Source organism: Capnocytophaga sp. oral taxon 903, assembly GCF_013394785.1.
Taxonomy (GTDB): Bacteria; Bacteroidota; Bacteroidia; order Flavobacteriales; family Flavobacteriaceae; genus Capnocytophaga; species Capnocytophaga ochracea.
Genome location: NZ_JABXYW010000002.1, coordinates 1,092,530 through 1,110,914, shown reverse-complemented (window position 1 = coordinate 1,110,914; position 18,385 = coordinate 1,092,530). Strand labels below are relative to the sequence as shown.

Genomic DNA, 18,385 nt, shown 5'->3' with positions numbered 1-18,385 from the left:
AATAAAACAACTGAAATGAAATATAAACATAACATATTATTTTGTAGCCTTGTGGGCTGTATGCTCTGGGCAGGTGCTGTGCAAGCACAAAGCCCTCTGAACGTACCCGAAGAGCTCTCGACGCTTTCTACCTCATCGGTAAAAGGAGAACAACTCTTAAAAATGCCTACAACTAACTTTACCAACAGTTTGTTTGGGGTGCTACCTGGGCTCACTGTATTGCAAGGCGGAGGAATGGACAATGCCAGCCTAAATATTCGTGGGTTGGGTTCTTACAACTACCCTTCGGTTACCTATTTTATCGATGGTTACCAAAGTGATTTTATACTGCTATCGCCTTCCGAAATCGAGTCGATTACGGTTTTGAAAGATGCGGCTGCCTTAGCGCCATTTGGTATGAAAGGAGCGCACGGCATCGTGTGGATTACCACCAAACGCGGTACAGAAGGCAAGCCTGTGGTAGAGGTAGATTTCCAAACAGGCGTGCAAATGCCTACGGTACTGAGCAAACCGCTATCGGCTACCGAGTATGCTCAGCTATACAACGAGGCTTACAGTAACGATGCAGGGGCTTGGACGAGCTTTTACAATATCCCTAACGATGTGAAATACAACACCGATTGGTACGACAAAGTGCTCAAAAAATCGGCTTTGTTTGATAGGCAAGATGTGAGCATACGCGGGGGCTCGGCTACTACTAAGTATTTTGTGCTATTAGGGCACGCTGGCAACAGTGGTTTGTACGCCTCTAAGAACGACGATTCGCATTCCAGCGGAAGGTTCGACCAATATCTCGTAAAGGCAAATTTAGACTTCAGTATGCTCAAAATATTTGAAGGAAATGTAAATATCAACGGGCGTATAGAAGACCGTAAATCGCCTAATTACAACGAGTATAAGCTCTGGCAAAACTTGGCGAGCTACCCTAATATCATTTATCCGGCGCAAAACCCCAATGGGTCGTTCCCTGGTACAGCCATCCACCCCGATAACCCCTACGCCTCTATCCGAGCCTTAGGTATCAAAACGCTACACGACCGCACTTTAGGGGCTAATTTCAACCTAAAAGAGAAATTAGACTTCATCACCCCTGGGTTGTACATACAACAAGGCGTATCGCTCAGTTCGTGGACACGAGGCACGCGCATTGTAAGTAGAGATTACACCCGTATGTTCAATGGGGTAGCACAAACCACCCATCGCGATAGCAACTACAAAGTAGACGACGACTGGGGTACCAACCAATGGAACCGTTTGCAGTTTCTGTTGGGTGCAGGTTATGCCCGTGAATTTGGACAAAACACTTTCCAAACAGCAGTAAACTACCTTCAATACGTTTATAATATAGACGATAATCTCAACGGAAAAGCGGGTTTGAACAACAACTACGCCTATCAGAACATCGGCGGACGTGTGTTCTACGATTGGAACAAACGCGTATCGGCAGAATTTGGTTTTGCTTTCGGTGGCTCGGATAATTACAAGAAAGGCAATCGATTTGGTTTTTATCACGCCCTTTCAGCAGCCTATCAGGTTTTCAATGAGCAACACCCTTCGGCGAATGCCAATATCAATCGTTTGAAATTGCGCGCTTCAGTAGGTACTACGGGTAATGATGTGTACAACGAAGGTCGCTACTTGTACGAGCGCTATTACGGTTCTTACGGAGGAGGCGGTTTTGCCACAGGAAACGACGACCCGTCGTGGCATAGTGCTATCGGACTAAAATACGTGCCTAATGAACATATCTTTGCCGAAAAAGCCTATAAGTACAACATAGGCGCGGAAGCTAAATTCTTCAACAAATGGGACGTGATGATAGAGGCTTTCCTCAACAAACACGAAGGTATTATCACCCCTGATTACAGTATTTCAAGTGTCTTTGGGGCTACCCCTCCCTATAAAAATATAGGAAAAGTAACTAACCGAGGTTTTGAAGTGAGTACGCTTTACAGCAATGCAGCAGGAAAACTCACTTACAGTATAGGCGCTAATGCTTCGTATGCTAAAAACAAAATAGACTATATGGCTGAGTACGATGCTACTAGCGAGAGATCAGCTCAAACAGGCAGACCTATCGGCACACGCTTTGGCTATGAAGCTGCTGGATTTTACGACATAAACGATTTTGACAGCAATGGCAACCTGCTACCTTCACTCCCTAAACCTTCGTTTGGAAACGTTGCTCCTGGTGATGTGAAATACCGCGACCTAAATGGTGACAACCGTATAGACCCTGCCGATAAAACCGAAATAGGCAAAAGTTACCTCCCTACACTCACCTATGCTGGTACGCTCAACCTTGGTTATGAAGGATTTGACCTTGGAGTGCTTGTGCAAGGAGTACAAGGCAGAGAGGTGAATTTATTAGACGATGCACGCCAAAAAACGGTTGCTTTCGAGAACAACGGCAATGTGTATGCTATCGCCAAAAACCGCTGGGCTTACTATCCTGCACAAGGCATCGATACCCGTAGTAGCGCACAGTACCCACGTTTGTCGTTATTGAGCAACAACAATAACACCCAGCCTTCCACCTTGTGGATAAAGAAAGCTAATTACCTAAGAGTACGCTACATAGAGTTAGGTTACAGCATTCCTAAACGAATGCTCGACGAGATAGGCGTTAGCAAATTGCGCATTTATGTGAATGCCGCCAATCCGTTTACTTTCTCATCACTGCTTACCGATTACGACTTAGATCCCGAAGTACTATCGGGTTACCCTGCCCTCAAATCGGTTACTATGGGTGTGTCTTTAAAGTTTTAAACAAATGAACTACCGAAAATATATCGCTATGTTAAAGAGTAATAAACCGAGCAGAACAATCTTTGCAGTGGGCTGCATTGCGCTGATGAGTACACTCATCGGGTGTAATGTGTTAGACACCAAAGAAGATATTTACGATACCGACGAGCAGATAAAAACCAATTACCAAGTGTTGTACGACTTTGGTTATGCTGCCTATACGCGTTTGCAAAACCGCTTTGATGCCATCGATGGCAATCTGTTTGCGGCAGTGAGCGACGAGGCTGAATATACGCTTTCGCCTTCAAACACTCAAGTTTTTAACGAAGGAAGCTGGAATAGCACCAACAACCCCGATAATACGTATGCTTACAACTACGAAGGTATACAAGCGGCTACTTATTTCTTGGAAAAATTCCCTAACTATGCTTCTTTCTTAAAGCAGAACCGCAACCTTATCACTCAAAACGACATCAACAACTACAATCGCGATGTGAAGAGCATACGGGCTTTACGCTTTGAAAACCGTGTGTTGCGCGCTTATTTCTATTTCGAACTACTGAAACGCTATGGAGGGGTGCCTATTGTAAAAACAACGCTTTCCGCCGATAGTAACACGCATTTACCCCGCAACACAGTGGACGAGGTAGTGAACTATATCGTAAGTGAAATCGATGCTTCCAAAGATAGCTTGATTACCAATTGGGGAAGAGATTTTGATATTGGCTTGGACGGGCGTATTACCAAAGGCGCTGCCTTAGCCCTCAAATCCAGAGTGTTGCTTTATGCGGCAAGTCCGCTGTACAACCCCACCAACGATGTGAACAAGTGGAAAGCAGCTGCCAGTGCGGCTAATGAGCTCCTCAGCTTAAATCTCTACAGCCTCGACAATAGCTACCGCGATTTGTTCCTTGGCGACAGAAGCGCGAAAAGCTCTGAAACCATTTTTGCTATTCGCCAAAGTGCCACCAATGATTTAGAAAGGAAAAACTACCCTATTGGCAGTGCAGGAGGTAATAGTGGCATCACGCCTTCACATAATTTGGTAAGTGCTTATGAGTACAAAGGTGCCCCCGACCCTAATGATATATACGCCAATCGCGACCCTCGACTCGGCTATACGATAGTAACCAACAACAGTCAGTGGAACGGACGCACGATAGAAATATACGCAGGTGGCACTGACAACTACAACGCCAAAAACGCTTCTCGCACAGGCTACTACCTCAAAAAGTTTTTGAACGACAACCTCGATTTAGTACAAGACGAGAAGAGACTCCGATCTTGGATAGTGTTCCGTTTGGCTGAAATTTACCTCAACTATGCCGAGGCGATGAACGAAGCCTATGGACCTGATGCTAACAACGGTTATGCTCTCACTGCCAAAGAGGCTATCAATTTGGTGAGAGGCAGAACAGGTGTGGAAATGCCTGCAATTACTACGGCATCAAAAGAGGAGTTCAGAGAGAAAGTAAAACACGAACGACGTATAGAACTCGCCTTTGAAGAACACCGCTATTGGGATTTGCGCCGTTGGAAAGACGCTACTACCGTGCTCAACCAACCGCTTACGGGAGTACAAGCTACTAAAAACGGCAATCATTTTAGCTATCAAGTAAAAGAAGTAGAAAAGCGCTCTTTTGCCGAAAAGATGTACTTTTACCCTATCCCTCATAGCGAAATCAATAAATCTAACGGAATTGTAAAACAAAACCCAGGTTGGTAGTGACGAATGACGAGTGACGAAATACGTCAATTTGATAAAATAATTGAATAACAAACCTCATCGCTTTTGCGGATTCTCTCCCCCTTCCCTTCGGGGAGGGGGAGAAGGAGGGGGTGAGGACAAACTCTTATATATGAAAACAAAAAACATTACATTATTGCTACTCCTATTCGTAGCCTTCATCGCTTGTAAAAAAGACGATATATTTGAAGACCCTGGTATAAACAATATCTATATGCCACAAGCCTCCTTGAACAACGGAGGTAATGAATACAATGTGCCTTTCGGCGGAAACTCCGAAAACTACACTTTCGACGAGGGTACTAAGAAATTGAAAATAGTGCTCGGCGTGAAAAATTCAGGTCTCTCTACCGATGGCTTTGCTGTAAAAGTAAAAGTTGACGCACAAGCTACTAATGCTTATGTAGAAAAGTACAAAAACGACGAGAAAAAACCGGCTGTAGTACTACCCGAAGGCTCTTACACTTTACCTGAAAGCGTAAGCGTTGCCTCTGGTAAAAGTGAAGAATCGTTTTACTTGGACGTAGATGTGCAAAAGCTCCTTACCGACCACCCCGATTACTACAAGAATCGCATCGCTTTGGCAGTAAGCATTTATGGCAATGAGAGAATCCTCCAAAACAAAGCAACTACTATTGTAGTGATTGACGGGGCGAAGTTCTTGCCTACTCCACCTGAACCTCCTAAGCCTCCTGTGGAAAATATGCTCAAAAAAGACGCTTGGAAGATTCTAAAACAAAGTATAGACGGAAAAATTACAGCCGATGCTAAGATTAATATCGTAGATGGTAATATCCAATATTCATCTGGTAAAGTGGGTGGCAAGTTCAACCACGTGATTTATCAACCAGTAAGCGTAGAAAAAGGACAGACTTACACTTACGATATGCACGTGGAAATCAAAGGAAAAGCGTGGGGTTGGATACAAGCGTATGTGAGTGAACACGAACCCGAAGAAGGCAAAGACTTCGGCAATGGCAAGGTATTAGAGCTCCAAAACAACATCACCTCTCCTATGAGTGGTTCATTTGCCGAACTTTCATCTATCCAAGACCAAAAAACCTATACCGCTGGTAAAACCGGTACGCTATACTTTGTAATAAAGATAGGTAGCTGGGATAACAACTTTGAGGATTTAGCCCTCTCTGATATCGTATTCAAGAAAGATAATAGTCCTAAGCCTCCTAAACCTCCGGTAGAGACTAGCATCAAGAAAGACGCTTGGAAAATACTGTTGCAAGGCATCAATGGAGGTCTTTCAGAAAAAGCTGATATCACCATTACCGACGGTAATATTCATTACACTTCGGGCACCGAAGGAAAGATGCTCAACCACGTAATTTATCAGCCTATTGAAGTAAGCGGAGGTGAAACTTATACTTACGATATGACACTCACCGCCAAAGGTAAAGCGTGGGGCTGGATACAAGTGTATATAAGTCAGTGGGAACCAGAAGAGGGCAAAGACTTTAACGACGGTAAAGTGTTTGACCTATCGGGAGAAATCAAAACACCTAAAAGCGGACTGATGTCGGAATTAGCTTCAGGTGAAAAGACTTATACAGCTACTAAAAGTGGTAAGCTATACTTTGTGATAAAGATAGGTAGCTGGGATAACAATTACGAAGACTTGACTTTTTCGGATATCTTTATTAAAAAAGCACCTTAAATGAATTTATTAAATAGATAATTAAAAAACATATGAAAAACGCAACAACCTTTAGTTTTATTACAATGTTATTGTGCGGGCTTACTGCCTGTAACAAATCGGGAGGAGACGCTCCTATTGAAGACAACCCTATGCCTGAAACCCCTACTGAATGGGTGTTAGACTTCCAAGACAACTTCGATGGCAATGCCTTAAAGACAGATAATTGGGCTGTGTACGACAATGAATACCTCGAAAAAGAAGGTAAACTCAAACCTGAGAATACGCGCCGTACCTACGCTATAGAAGTGAAAGACGGCTTCTTGAATTGCCTTATCGACAGAGATTATAAACGCGAAGGAATGTTTATAACAGGAGGGATAGCCCATAAGAAGATCTACAAATACGGCAAGTTTGAGTTCAGAATACGTATGGACGAAGATCCTCATAAGTCTTCCAGCGGTTTAGGACTTACTTGGCCTGAGAGTGAAAAATGGCCTGACGATGGCGAAAACGACATCTATGAAACAAATCACGAGGACAACGCTTGGAATACCTATATCCATTACGCAGTATCTGGTAAAGACCAACAGTATCAACAGAGCTTTCGCAACTACAGCAAAACCGATTGGCATATTGTAGCAATGGAATGGGCTCCTGAGTACATAAAGATTTACATCGACGGTAAACTCGAATGGACTCTTAAAGACCCTATAGCAATGGCTAAAGCACCTCACCATTTATGCTTTCAAACTGAAAAAGACATTAACAAACCTTTTACCAAACAACTCAAACTACAAGTAGATTGGGTAAAGGTATACAAATATGTACCTAAAAAGTAAATGAGATATCCATACAAGTTTCTTCCCTTTCTCATCGGTATGCTCCTATGGCTTGCTCACCCCATCTATGGGCAAGCCATTAGGGAGCATATATTGTTAGATAACGGTTGGAAATTCAGCTTAGGGCACGCTACCGACCCTACTAAAGATTTGTTTTACCGCGTGTATAACGACTTCTCTAAAACACTTTCCAAAGGCATTAACTTTTCGAGCATAGACTACGACGATAGCGCGTGGCAAACCGTAGACCTCCCTCACGATTGGGCAGTAACTCTCCCTTTTAGTGAAAAAGGCGATTGGTCACACGGATATAAAGCCTTAGGCAGTACCTTCCCCGAGCATAGTATCGGTTGGTATAGAAAAACCTTTGACCTCAGCAAATCCGAAGCAGGCAAACGCATCGAACTGCAATTCGACGGTATTTTTAGGGACAGTCGGTGTTGGATAAATGGCATTTATGTAGGGCATCTCCTCAGCGGGTATACAGGAATAAAGTACGATATTACCGATTTGGTGCATTTTGGCAAACCTAACGTGATTACCGTAAGGGTAGACGCTACTCAAAACGAGGGTTGGTTTTACGAAGGCGCAGGTATCTATCGGCACGTGTGGCTGAATACTTACAGCCCTGTTCACTCTTCCCCCGAAGAGGTTTTTATCTATACCAAAAGCATTGGCAAACAAGCCGAAATGCACGCCGAAGCTACTGTTTATAACCGAGAAACAAGTCCGCAAACTTTTCAGGTGGAATGGAGTATTCTTAACCGTGAAAAGAAAGTAATAGCTACTCACAAATCTACAAATACTACTTTTGCCCCTAATGAAAAAGTAACTGTAAAGAGTAACCTTAACATTCCTAATGCACAGCTTTGGGACACTGAACACCCCTATCTGTACACCTTAACAACGAAAATCATTTCCAACGGAAAGACCATTGACCTTATTCACACCCGCTTTGGGGTACGCACTTTTAGTTATAAACCCGACGGCTTTTACCTTAACAACAAAAAAATGAAAATTAAAGGCGTGTGTGTACATCAAGACCACGCCGGCGTAGGTACTGCACTATTAGACGAATTGCAGTATTATCGTATCGGGTTACTCAAAGCGATGGGCGCCAATGCCTACCGCACTGCCCATCACCCTCATAGCCCTGCCGTGTTACAAGCCTGCGACAGTTTGGGTTTATTAGTGATGGACGAAACCCGACTCTTAAACAGCGGGCGAGAATACCGTCAACAGTTTGAAGACCTTATCAAGCGCGACCGCAATCACGCTAGCGTTTTTATGTGGTGTATCGGGAATGAAGAAGAAAAAATACAAAGCACCGAAACTGGCGAGCGCATCGCTCGTACGTTGGTGAGTTTACAACAGCATTTAGACCCTTCACGCGTGAGCACTTATGGCGCCAACGTAGGTAATGAAAATGAAGGTGTGAGTGCTGCCATACCCGTACGAGGCTTCAATTACAACCTCTATGGACTTACCGACTATGAAAAAACACACCCTAATCAACCTATCATCGGTACCGAAGTAGCCAGCACCGTGGGTACTCGAGGGGTGTATCTTCGGGAAACTGTGCTTGACAAAGCAGGGGGGTACAGTGGTCATTTTGTAGCTGATACCCTACGCGCTTACCTGCTCGACCAAGACAAAAGTTACCCCAGTTGGGCATCACAAGCACAGCAATGGTACAGCACGACTGCTAACGACACTCGTTTTATGGGCGGTTTCGTATGGACGGGTTTCGACTATCGCGGAGAGCCTACCCCTTTTGCGTGGCCTAATATCAGTTCGCATTTTGGGGTAATGGACGTGTGTGGTTTCCCTAAGAACGTGTATTACTACTACAAAGCCCATTGGAGCGAATCGCCCGTATTGCACATAGCCCCTCATTGGAATCTGAATCTGCCCCAAGGCACTGTGGTAAAAGTGTGGGTATATAGCAATACCGAAGAAGTGGAACTTTTCTTGAACGGAAAGACGCTCGGCAAACAAAAAACACCTGCTTTTGGACACTTATATTGGGAAGTACCCTACGAAAAAGGTACGCTGAAAGCGGTAGGCACTAAGAATGGGAAGCGGATTACCTCCGAAATAACTACTACCGAAAAACCCTTTGCGATTGTGCTTTCTCCTCATAAAACACAACTGAAAGCCGGTAAGCAAGATGCCGTAGTAGTGAACGTGAGTGTAGTAGATAAAAAAGGACGTGAAGTACCCAATGCCGATGCCCTTATACAGTTTCAGCTTACAGGAGATGCTCGCATTATAGGAGTAGGAAACGGCGACCCCAGTTCGCACGAGAAAGATACTTTTGCCGAAGGAGAGCGTGTAGAGCGCAAACTTTTCAATGGCAAATGCCAAGTGATTATCCGCTCAGGTGAAAAAGGCGGAAAGGTACAGCTACGCGCTACAAGTAACGGACTGAAAGAGGCGGTGGTGAGAATGAATTAAGGTAAAAAGTAAAGCCTGCGAGGGTTCAGAGCTGGGTATGTGAGTAAAAAGTAAGTTAAGGCTTGAACGAAGAATAAATAAAGGAAAAAACTGACTTAGAGAGAAAAGTGAGAGAGCATATTGCTGTATTGACAAATATTTTATAACTTTGTGGTGTGAATTAGGAAATGAGGAAATGAGGAAATGGGGAGTGAGGTTGTGTTAGAGGAATGAGGCTGTGCCTTGTAATCCAGCGGAAAGAATTAACTTTGCCAAAGGTGCGAGCCGCACAGGCAGTCGTAGCACGACGGGCGGAGAAAATTAGCAGATTAGAGAATTAGCAAATGGGGGAGGGTTGAGTCGTGCGGAAGGAAACGAAGATTTTCAGAAGGAGACTAAGAGACTTTTTGATGAAAAAGGGCTATGAGAAGGGTGGGGTTAGCTTATAGAGAGCTTATAGGAAGCTTATACGAATCTTGGACGATTGGTATAGGAAGGGTATATAAATTATTGATTAATAGTATGATACAGCGATACAAAAAATGGTAAAAACGAGGTTTCGAGGCGAAAGAAAAGGGAAGAAATGACGAATGACGAGGGACGAATGACGAAGGAAATATGGTGAAACATCACCCTATATACATACTCGACTGTTGCCGACAATCCCAAAGGAGGACTTTCTGCCAAAGAGTATTTTTATAATAGAAAATGCTTTGGTGCAGGAATTGAAAAGAACAGTAAGTAATCTTAAAAACAATTATATATGAAGACAAAAGCATTTTTAGCAATGTTGTTATTGGTGATAACAGCTTGCGGTTGTTCTAAAACAGAAGAGGAAACAACATTCCCTGAAGCTGTAATGGTTAAGAGTTTTGCGACTGTAGAAAATACACCTGAGCATAGTTTTGTGAATTTTGCCCTTACCCAAGATGGTTACCGAGTTGTGCAAAATAAAGAAGCTCTACAAGCTCTCTTCCCTAATACCGACCTCAGTACTATAAAGGAATTTAACGATATTGATTTCGGTACACAGACTCTTATCATAGGAAGAAAAGGACTTTCTGAAATGGCACAGGCGAAATGTAGGTTTAGCAAGAAAAACAATAATAGCTACGTGCTTACGGTAGACCTCGACTTACTTGGACTATTTGGACCAGTAGTGTTATACTACGGTGCGGTAGTACAAAAACTACCTGAAAACGCTACTGTAACCGTAGAAGTGTTGCCTCTTGAAGTGAACAAAGATATTTAGGCACGAGGTCGTAGCAAGACAGGTGGGAAAATTAGAGAATTAGGAAATTTGGAAATGAGCAAATGAGGGTGTGAGTCACACGGGATTATTAGCAGATTTGTTGGAGGGAGTCTGAGAGGCTCATCAGAATAACCTGCCTGCTTTCTGTACGATTGAATTTCGTAAGACAAATAAAAACACCACTTATAAAAATAAAGCATTATGGAAACAAAAACGTTTTTAGCACTACTGTTATTGGCAATAGTGGAGTGCGGTTGCTCAAAAAAAGAGACTCCTCCACAAGAAGATTGTGGGTGCAATAGTCCTACTGTTTGGACTATTAAAGAATCTCTTGAAAAAGAAATAAGTTATGCAAACAATCAAAATACTTATTATCCTAATACATTTTGGATAGGCAAGGGGTTTCATTTTTTTATAGTTTGCAATGAGGATATTTTACCTCAAAAAATAAGAGATTTAAAATATAAGGAAGAGGGCACTACTATAAAAGTGAAAATTCAAGGAGAGGTAAAAACTCTTTGTAAAAAATGGATTCACCCAGCAACTTATAGTTATAATCATATTACTTTAACTAAAATAGAAGTGTTATAAAACGACTCTCATAAAACAATAAGTAATAAAAAAGACTATTACATATGAAAACAAAAACGTTTTTAAAACTTGTTACCTATTACTTGATTTAAAATGAACATAACCCTACATAAAACACTAAGAAGTGCTTTGTTTTTAATGCTTTGCCTAAGCTGTCTGCTATGTTTGGCACAAGCAAATATAACGGTAAGCAAAACCCACCCGCGCTATTTTGAAAAAAACGGTGCGACGTGGATTCCTATTAGCACCAATTATCTACCATCGCATAATTTTGAAGAGGTAGAAAAGTACTTTAAACACTTTGCCGAGAATGGTGGAAATGCAATGCGCATTTGGATAAGCACTGAGTTCTTAGAAATAGAAGACCAAAGGGAAGGAAAATACAATCCTGAGAAGTTAGCGCGTATAGAACAGTTGCTGCAACTTGCAGAAAAGTATCATATTTACCTTAAATTCACCCTGCATCACTTGCGTACTATCTCTAATAACATCTCACCTGAGGCTTCTTGGTGTAACAGCTATTCATTAGCTACCAAGTTCAAGAATGTAAGCGAGTATGTAAGTACTAAAAAAGGGAAAAAGTCCTACTTAAAACGCCTCAGAGCGATTGCTAAAAAATGCCAAAACCACCCGTATGTATATGGGTGGGAGTTGTGGAACGAAATGGATTCAGCAGTCCCCGAAGCAGAGTGGCTACCTTTTACCGAAGAGATGCTCGGTAAAGTGAAAAAGTTATGCCCTAATCAGTTGGTTACCCAAACCTTAGGCAGTATGCACGCCCCTTATATGGACGACTACTACAAGAAGTTAGCAGTAATACCTGACAACGAGTTTTTGAGCATTCACCGTTATTTAGACGAGGGCGATAAGTGGCATCAATACCCGATAGTGAAAGGAGCTGTGAGTGCTTTAGCAACCGATGCCGTAGCTATGGGATTGACATTTACCAAAAACGACCCCAAGCCTGTTATCATCAATGAGATAGGAGCTGTAAACCCTAACCACGCAGGGCCTTTGTCGCTTTATCCGAAAGACACAGAGGGTATCTTATTACACGATTTTATCTTTGCACCTTTCTTTGGAGGTAGTGCAGGTTCGGGCAATACTTGGCATTGGGATCATTATATCGAGCCTAACCAACTGTGGTATCACTTTGGACGTTTCAAAAACGCTATTGAAGGAATTGACCCCGTGAAAGAAGCGATGCAACCCTTTTATTTCAAAAGAAATACCGTAGCCTGTTACGGACTAAAAGGCAAGACAAAAACGATATTGTGGTGCAGAGACCTCGCTAACAATTGGAAAACAGAGTTGCGTGAGGGGCGTCCTGCCCAAATGAAACGAGATTTCGAAATACCACTTAACCTTATAAATATAAAATATACTCATTACAGTGTTTACGACCCTTGGACGGATAAATGGGAACGACATATGCCTATGTATGACGGAAAGGCATTGATTCCAGCCTTCAAGCGTTCGATAGTAGTGGTATTAGAAAACCCATAGCATCTTCCTGTCTTCTTTCCTTAGTTTTCTTATTGCCCTGATAGATGAGCAAAGGGCAAAATTATAAAAACAAAGTAATATGTAATTCTCATTTCAAGGGAAGGGTACAGGCAGGAAGGTGTTTTTTATAAAAACGTTAATGTATCTATGAGATATAGCAAACACATCTTTAAAACGCTTATTTCGTTACTTATGATAGGTTGTGCAACATCTGCTATCCTAAAATTGGATAATGAAAAACTCTCCCAAAAGAGTTTCAGTGGCGATAAACACATAGAACAGCGCGTAGATTCGGTACTGCGTTTAATGACTCTTGAAGAAAAAATCGGACAAATGACGCAATTCTCAGCCGATTGGTCGGTTACAGGACCTGTAATGGCTGACAAGTACCAACCTTACCTCGAAAAAGGCTTGGTAGGAAGTATTTTTAACGCTACTTCGGTTGCAGGTATACGAAAATTGCAAAAAATAGCGGTAGAACAAACGCGTTTGGGTATTCCTATCCTCTTTGGTCAAGATGTGATTCACGGCTATAAAACAATCTTTCCCATTCCGTTAGCTGAGTCTTGCTCGTGGGATTTGGCATTGATGCGCAAAACAGCTGAACTCGCTGCCCGTGAAGCTAGTGCCGATGGTATCAACTGGACGTTTGCCCCTATGGTAGATATTACCCGCGATGCTCGTTGGGGACGCGCAATGGAAGGCGCAGGCGAAGACCCTTATTTAGGAAGCCTTATTGCCGAAGCACGCGTAAAAGGATTTCAAGGGGGAGACAATTGGCAAACGTTGAGTAGTCCTCACACGCTTTTAGCTTGCGGTAAACACTTTGCCGGCTATGGAGCTGCCGAATCAGGAAAGGACTATAATACAGCTGAACTCTCTATGCACACCTTGCGCAATGTTTATTTACCTCCTTATGAGGCGACCCTAAACGCAGGGGTGGGCAGTATAATGGCTTCTTTGAACGAAATAAACGGAGTACCTGCCACCGCCGACAAGTGGCTACTTACTGAGTTGCTTCGCAAAGAATGGGGATTTAACGGCTTGTTAGTGAGTGATTACACAGGTATCAACGAGTTGGTGCGACACGGGGTAGCCAAAGATGATAAACAAGCGGCAAACCTCTCAGCCAATGCAGGAATAGAAATGGATATGAACGGGGCAACCTTTATTAAATACCTTAGTGCCTTAGTGAAAGAAGGCAAAGTAACCGAAAATCAAATTGATAAAGCAGTAAGGCATATATTGGAAATGAAGTTCCTTTTAGGTCTTTTTGATGACCCCTACCGATACTTAGATGAAACCCGTGCCAAAGAAAATACTTTTACTGAGGAATATCTGAAAGTAGCACGACAAGCTGTTGCTTCGTCAGTAGTACTCTTGAAAAACGAAGCTGAAGCGTTACCCATCAAAAAGGATAGCGGTAAAACGATTGCTGTAATAGGACCTATAATGAACAACACAAGTGATATCAACGGCAGTTGGACGTGCTTAGGCGACGGCAAACAAAGCGTGAGTTTACTCACAGGGCTTACCGAGAAATACAAGGGTACAAATGTAAAACTTCTCTATGCCGAAGGCTGTGGTTTTACAACTATTTCAACAGAACAACTCAAAGAAGCGGTTGCTATAGCTCGCAAAGCCGATAGGGTATTAGTAGCCGTAGGAGAACAAAGTAGCTGGGCAGGAGAGTCAGCGGTGCACACCGACATTCGTTTGCCTCAAGCACAACGCCAATTGCTCGAAGCACTAAAAGCCATAAACAAGCCTATAACTATCGTTACTTTTAGCGGGCGACCGCTCGACCTTTCTTGGGAAAACGAGAATGTACAAGCTATTTTGCAAGCATGGTTTCCTGGTACGCAAGGGGGCAATGGCATTGCTGATGTGATAGCAGGCGATGTGAATCCTTCGGGACACTTAACGATGTCTTTCCCACGCAGTGTAGGGCAAATTCCTATTTACTACAACTACAAGAGCACAGGGCGACCTGTATATACAAACAATGAAGAAGTAGACCACCGTCCTCATTATAACGCAGGATATTTGGATAGTTCCATTACGCCTCTTTATCCTTTTGGTTACGGACTCAGCTATACTACCTTTGCTATTAGTAATGTGCATCTGAATAAAAAAAGTATAAAACGCTATAACGATAGCATTATAGTAAATGCCTCTGTGCAGAATACAGGAACAACTGAGGGCGAAATAGTGGTACAACTCTATACTCGACAGTTAGTAGCAAGTGTTAGTCGCCCCGTAAAGGAATTGAAAGGGTTTCAGAAAATCCCTCTCAAAGCAGGTGAAAGCAAACAAGTCCGTTTTGAACTGCCTTCTGAAGCTCTTGCCTTTTACGGCATCAATGGGAAAAAGGACACTGAGCCCAGCGAGTGCCTGCTGTGGGTGGGCTTACATTCTGCCGATAATAGTAACGAACAACATTTTACAATAGAAGAATAACAAACCATAAAATAGTAAACGATTATGAGAATACAACGTACCTTATTCTTATCAGTACTTGCTTTGGCGAGTAGCCTCAGCATAGCGCAAACCCACGATTGGGAAAACTTAGCGGTAAGCAGTATCAACACCGAAAAAAGCCATAGCCACTATGAGCCGGCTGGAAAAGTACTCCTCAACGGCAATTGGCAGTTTGCCTACTTCAAGCACCCTTCACAAGTGCCTGCCGATTTCTTTTTGGGCAAAGGCATTACCCAATGGGACGCTATAAAAGTACCTTCAAATTGGCAACTGCAAAGCAACCGATATGACCCTCCTGTTTTTACCAATATCAAATATCCGTTTGAAATGAATCCTCCTTACACCCCTAAGGACTATAACCCTACGGGAGTGTATAGAACGCAGTTCACTGTGCCTAACAAATGGAAAGGCGAACAGGTGTTCATTCACTTTGCGGGAGTGCAATCGGCAATGGAGTTGTTCATCAATGGTAAGCAAGTGGGCTATCACGAAGATGCAATGCTACCTGCCGAGTTCAACATCACTCCTTACCTAAAAAAAGGCAAAAACGAGCTGTATGTAGAAGTCTTGAACTGGTCGGACGGCAGTTATATAGAAGACCAAGACTTTTGGCGACTCAGCGGTATTTATCGCGATGTATACCTCTTTGCTACCCCCGAGTTGCGTATGCGTGACTTTTCGGTTTATCCTCAGCTCGATGCGCAATACCGCGATGCTACCTTGCAGGTGCAAGTAGAGGTACAGAATTTAGGCGAAAAAGTAAGTGAAGCCCTTGTGGTACAAACCACCCTTAAAGACAGCAAAGGCAATGTGATAGGCACTGAAAAAGCCTCTATTACGGATATTGCTGCAGGAAAAGAAGCTACCGTTAGTGCCCAAATAGCTGTAAAAAATCCGTTGAAATGGACTGCCGAAACCCCTAACCTCTACAAAGTGGAACTCAGTTTGCTCACCGCCAAAGGCAAAGTGTTACAATCGTTTACTCAAAATGTAGGATTTAGGAAGATTGAACTAAGCAACGGATTGCTCCTTGTGAATGGCAAGCCTGTGAAGTTTAAAGGAGTGAACCGCCACGAGTTCGACCCTTATAATGGTCGCACCATCACCCGCCAATCGATGATTGACGATATTATCCTGATGAAAACGCATAACATCAATGCGGTGCGCACCTCTCACTACCCCAATCAGCCTGAGTGGTATACCCTCTGCGACGAATATGGCTTATATGTGGTAGACGAAGCTAATATCGAGAGCCACGGATTGTGGGAGAGTGGCTACTACATAGGCGAACGCCCCGAATGGCAAAAAGATATCGTGGAGCGCAATGTGAATATGGTTGCCCGCGACAAGAACCACCCTTGTATCATCTATTGGTCGATGGGGAATGAATCGGGTTGGGGTAAGAACTTCGATGCGGCTTACGAAGCGATAAAAGCCCTCGACCCTCAAAAGCGCCCCGTGCACTACGAATCCAAAAACCCTGCTTATGCAGGCGTGCTCTCGCATTACGATATCATCTCTAATATGTACACCGAGCTCAACCACCTGAACAATCTCTTTACCGAAGACCCTAAACGCCCTGTGATTATTTGCGAATATGCCCATTCTATGGGTAACAGCTTAGGCAACTTCCGCAAGTATTGGGAGCTTTTTGCTACCAATGAGCGCTACCAAGGTGGTTTTACGTGGGACTGGAAAGATCAAGCGTTGCGTTGCAAAGATAAGAACGGCAAAGAGTATTGGAACATCATCAATCATATCGACAAGGCAAATGTGAACGACGGATTGGTAAATGCCACTGGCGTTCCTCAACCAGAAATGCACGAACTGAAAAAGGTATATCAGTATTTCAATGTAAAGGATATTGATATCAACACAGGTCTGGTGCTTATCAGCAATAGCAACTACTTTGTAAATAGCGATGAGGTGTATTTGCAATGGGAACTTATCGAGAATGGAAAGTCTATCGCCAATGGGGTAATCAACGACTTGAACATTGCCCCACAAAGCCAAAGAGCCCTACAAATACCTTTCGATACAAAATTAGTACAAAACGGCAAGGAATACTTTATGAACTTCCGTTTTAAGAATAAAAAGGCTACTGCTTGGGCTTCAAAAGATTTTGAAGTAGCCAAAGAACAACTTGCCTTTCCTAACCGTGTTGAGAGAGAACTCACCAAGCCTTCCGATAAAAAACTAACCTTTACTGACGAAGCTACAAACTTCACCGTAAAAGGCGACAATTTTACAGCCGTATTCAGCAAAAAAACAGGCGGTTTAAGTCAATTTACGCATAAAGGGAAAAATTTACTTTCAGAAGCGATGGTGCCCTCTTTTTGGCGTGTGCCTACCGATAACGATGAAGGTGGTTTTGAGCACTCCTATGCCTCAGCTTGGCGCAAAGCAGGACTAAAAGAAGCTACGGTAACAGCTACCGAAATGAAAGCTACGCCCATAGGGGAAACCCAAGTGAAGATAGTAGCACACAACCGCATTGAAACCAAAGCGGGCAATATCAGCCAACAAGTAACTTACCTCATCAATGGAGACGGGCGTATTGATATTAACACAAATGTGGAAGTGCCTGCCTCTGTGCCTCCTTTGGCAAGAGTGGGAATGCTCCTAACGCTCGACAAGAGTTTTAACAAAGTAGAATGGTACGGCAAAGGTCCTTATGAAACTTATGCCGATAGAAAAGAATCGGCTTTTGTGGGTATTCACAGCGGTGCAGTAAAGGATATGCACTTCCCTTATGTGATGCCTTCTGAAAACGGTAACCATACCGATACCCGTTGGCTCAAACTCCTTTCGGGTACTACCGAACTGTACATCAGTGCTCCTAAACTCTTTAATTTCAACGTGCAAGACTATTCAGACGACGCGCTGAACCAATCCAAAGAAACCCAAGAACTGCGCCGTGGAGACCACACTTATTTGCACATCGATGAGGCTCAAATGGGTGTAGGAGGAGACGACAGTTGGTCGCCACGCGTACATAAAGAATTTTTGCTCAACCAACCGTATTATCATTACGAATTTAGCATTCAGGTAGGGGGGAAATGAGAAAATTAGGAAATTTGGAAATGGGAAAATGAGAAAATGAGAAAATGAGGCGCGAGCTTGAGTTAGAGGAA

10 protein-coding genes are annotated in these 18,385 nt (G+C 43.1%); all 10 read left to right on the top strand.

Going from position 1 to position 18,385, the window contains the following annotated elements; genetic code table 11:
• Positions 1-15: 15 nt before the first annotated feature.
• Positions 16-2,769, top strand: a complete 2,754-nt coding sequence (locus HW279_RS04620) for a SusC/RagA family TonB-linked outer membrane protein (RefSeq protein WP_178958151.1) — start codon at positions 16-18, stop codon at positions 2,767-2,769.
• Positions 2,770-2,773: 4 nt separating this feature from the next.
• Entirely contained in the window at positions 2,774-4,474 is a 1,701-nt protein-coding gene (locus HW279_RS04615) for a RagB/SusD family nutrient uptake outer membrane protein (RefSeq protein WP_178958150.1), read from the top strand.
• A gap of 133 nt (positions 4,475-4,607) precedes the next feature.
• Positions 4,608-6,164, top strand: coding sequence for a DUF1735 domain-containing protein (locus HW279_RS04610; protein ID WP_178958149.1), 1,557 nt, complete (start codon positions 4,608-4,610; stop codon positions 6,162-6,164).
• Positions 6,165-6,196: 32 nt separating this feature from the next.
• On the top strand, positions 6,197-6,985 hold the full coding sequence (locus HW279_RS04605; protein WP_178958148.1) for a glycoside hydrolase family 16 protein: 789 nt from the start codon (positions 6,197-6,199) through the stop codon (positions 6,983-6,985).
• Positions 6,986-9,442, top strand: coding sequence for a beta-galactosidase GalA (gene galA, locus HW279_RS04600; protein WP_178958147.1), 2,457 nt, complete (start codon positions 6,986-6,988; stop codon positions 9,440-9,442).
• 742 nt (positions 9,443-10,184) lie between these two features.
• A complete protein-coding gene (locus tag HW279_RS04595) occupies positions 10,185-10,673 on the top strand; it encodes a hypothetical protein (protein WP_178958146.1) in 489 nt (162 codons plus the stop codon).
• A gap of 201 nt (positions 10,674-10,874) precedes the next feature.
• Positions 10,875-11,264 carry a hypothetical protein gene (locus HW279_RS04590; RefSeq protein ID WP_178958145.1) on the top strand — a complete coding sequence of 130 codons (390 nt, stop codon included), beginning with the start codon at positions 10,875-10,877 and terminating at the stop codon, positions 11,262-11,264.
• Between the two features lie 93 nt (positions 11,265-11,357).
• A complete protein-coding gene (locus tag HW279_RS04585) occupies positions 11,358-12,770 on the top strand; it encodes a cellulase family glycosylhydrolase (protein WP_178958144.1) in 1,413 nt (470 codons plus the stop codon).
• 147 nt (positions 12,771-12,917) lie between these two features.
• Positions 12,918-15,230, top strand: coding sequence for a glycoside hydrolase family 3 N-terminal domain-containing protein (locus HW279_RS04580; RefSeq protein ID WP_178958143.1), 2,313 nt, complete (start codon positions 12,918-12,920; stop codon positions 15,228-15,230).
• Positions 15,231-15,254: 24 nt separating this feature from the next.
• The gene (locus HW279_RS04575) at positions 15,255-18,314 is read left to right on the top strand and encodes a glycoside hydrolase family 2 TIM barrel-domain containing protein (protein ID WP_178958142.1); all 3,060 of its coding nucleotides are present in this window, start codon (positions 15,255-15,257) and stop codon (positions 18,312-18,314) included.
• Positions 18,315-18,385 lie beyond the last annotated feature (71 nt).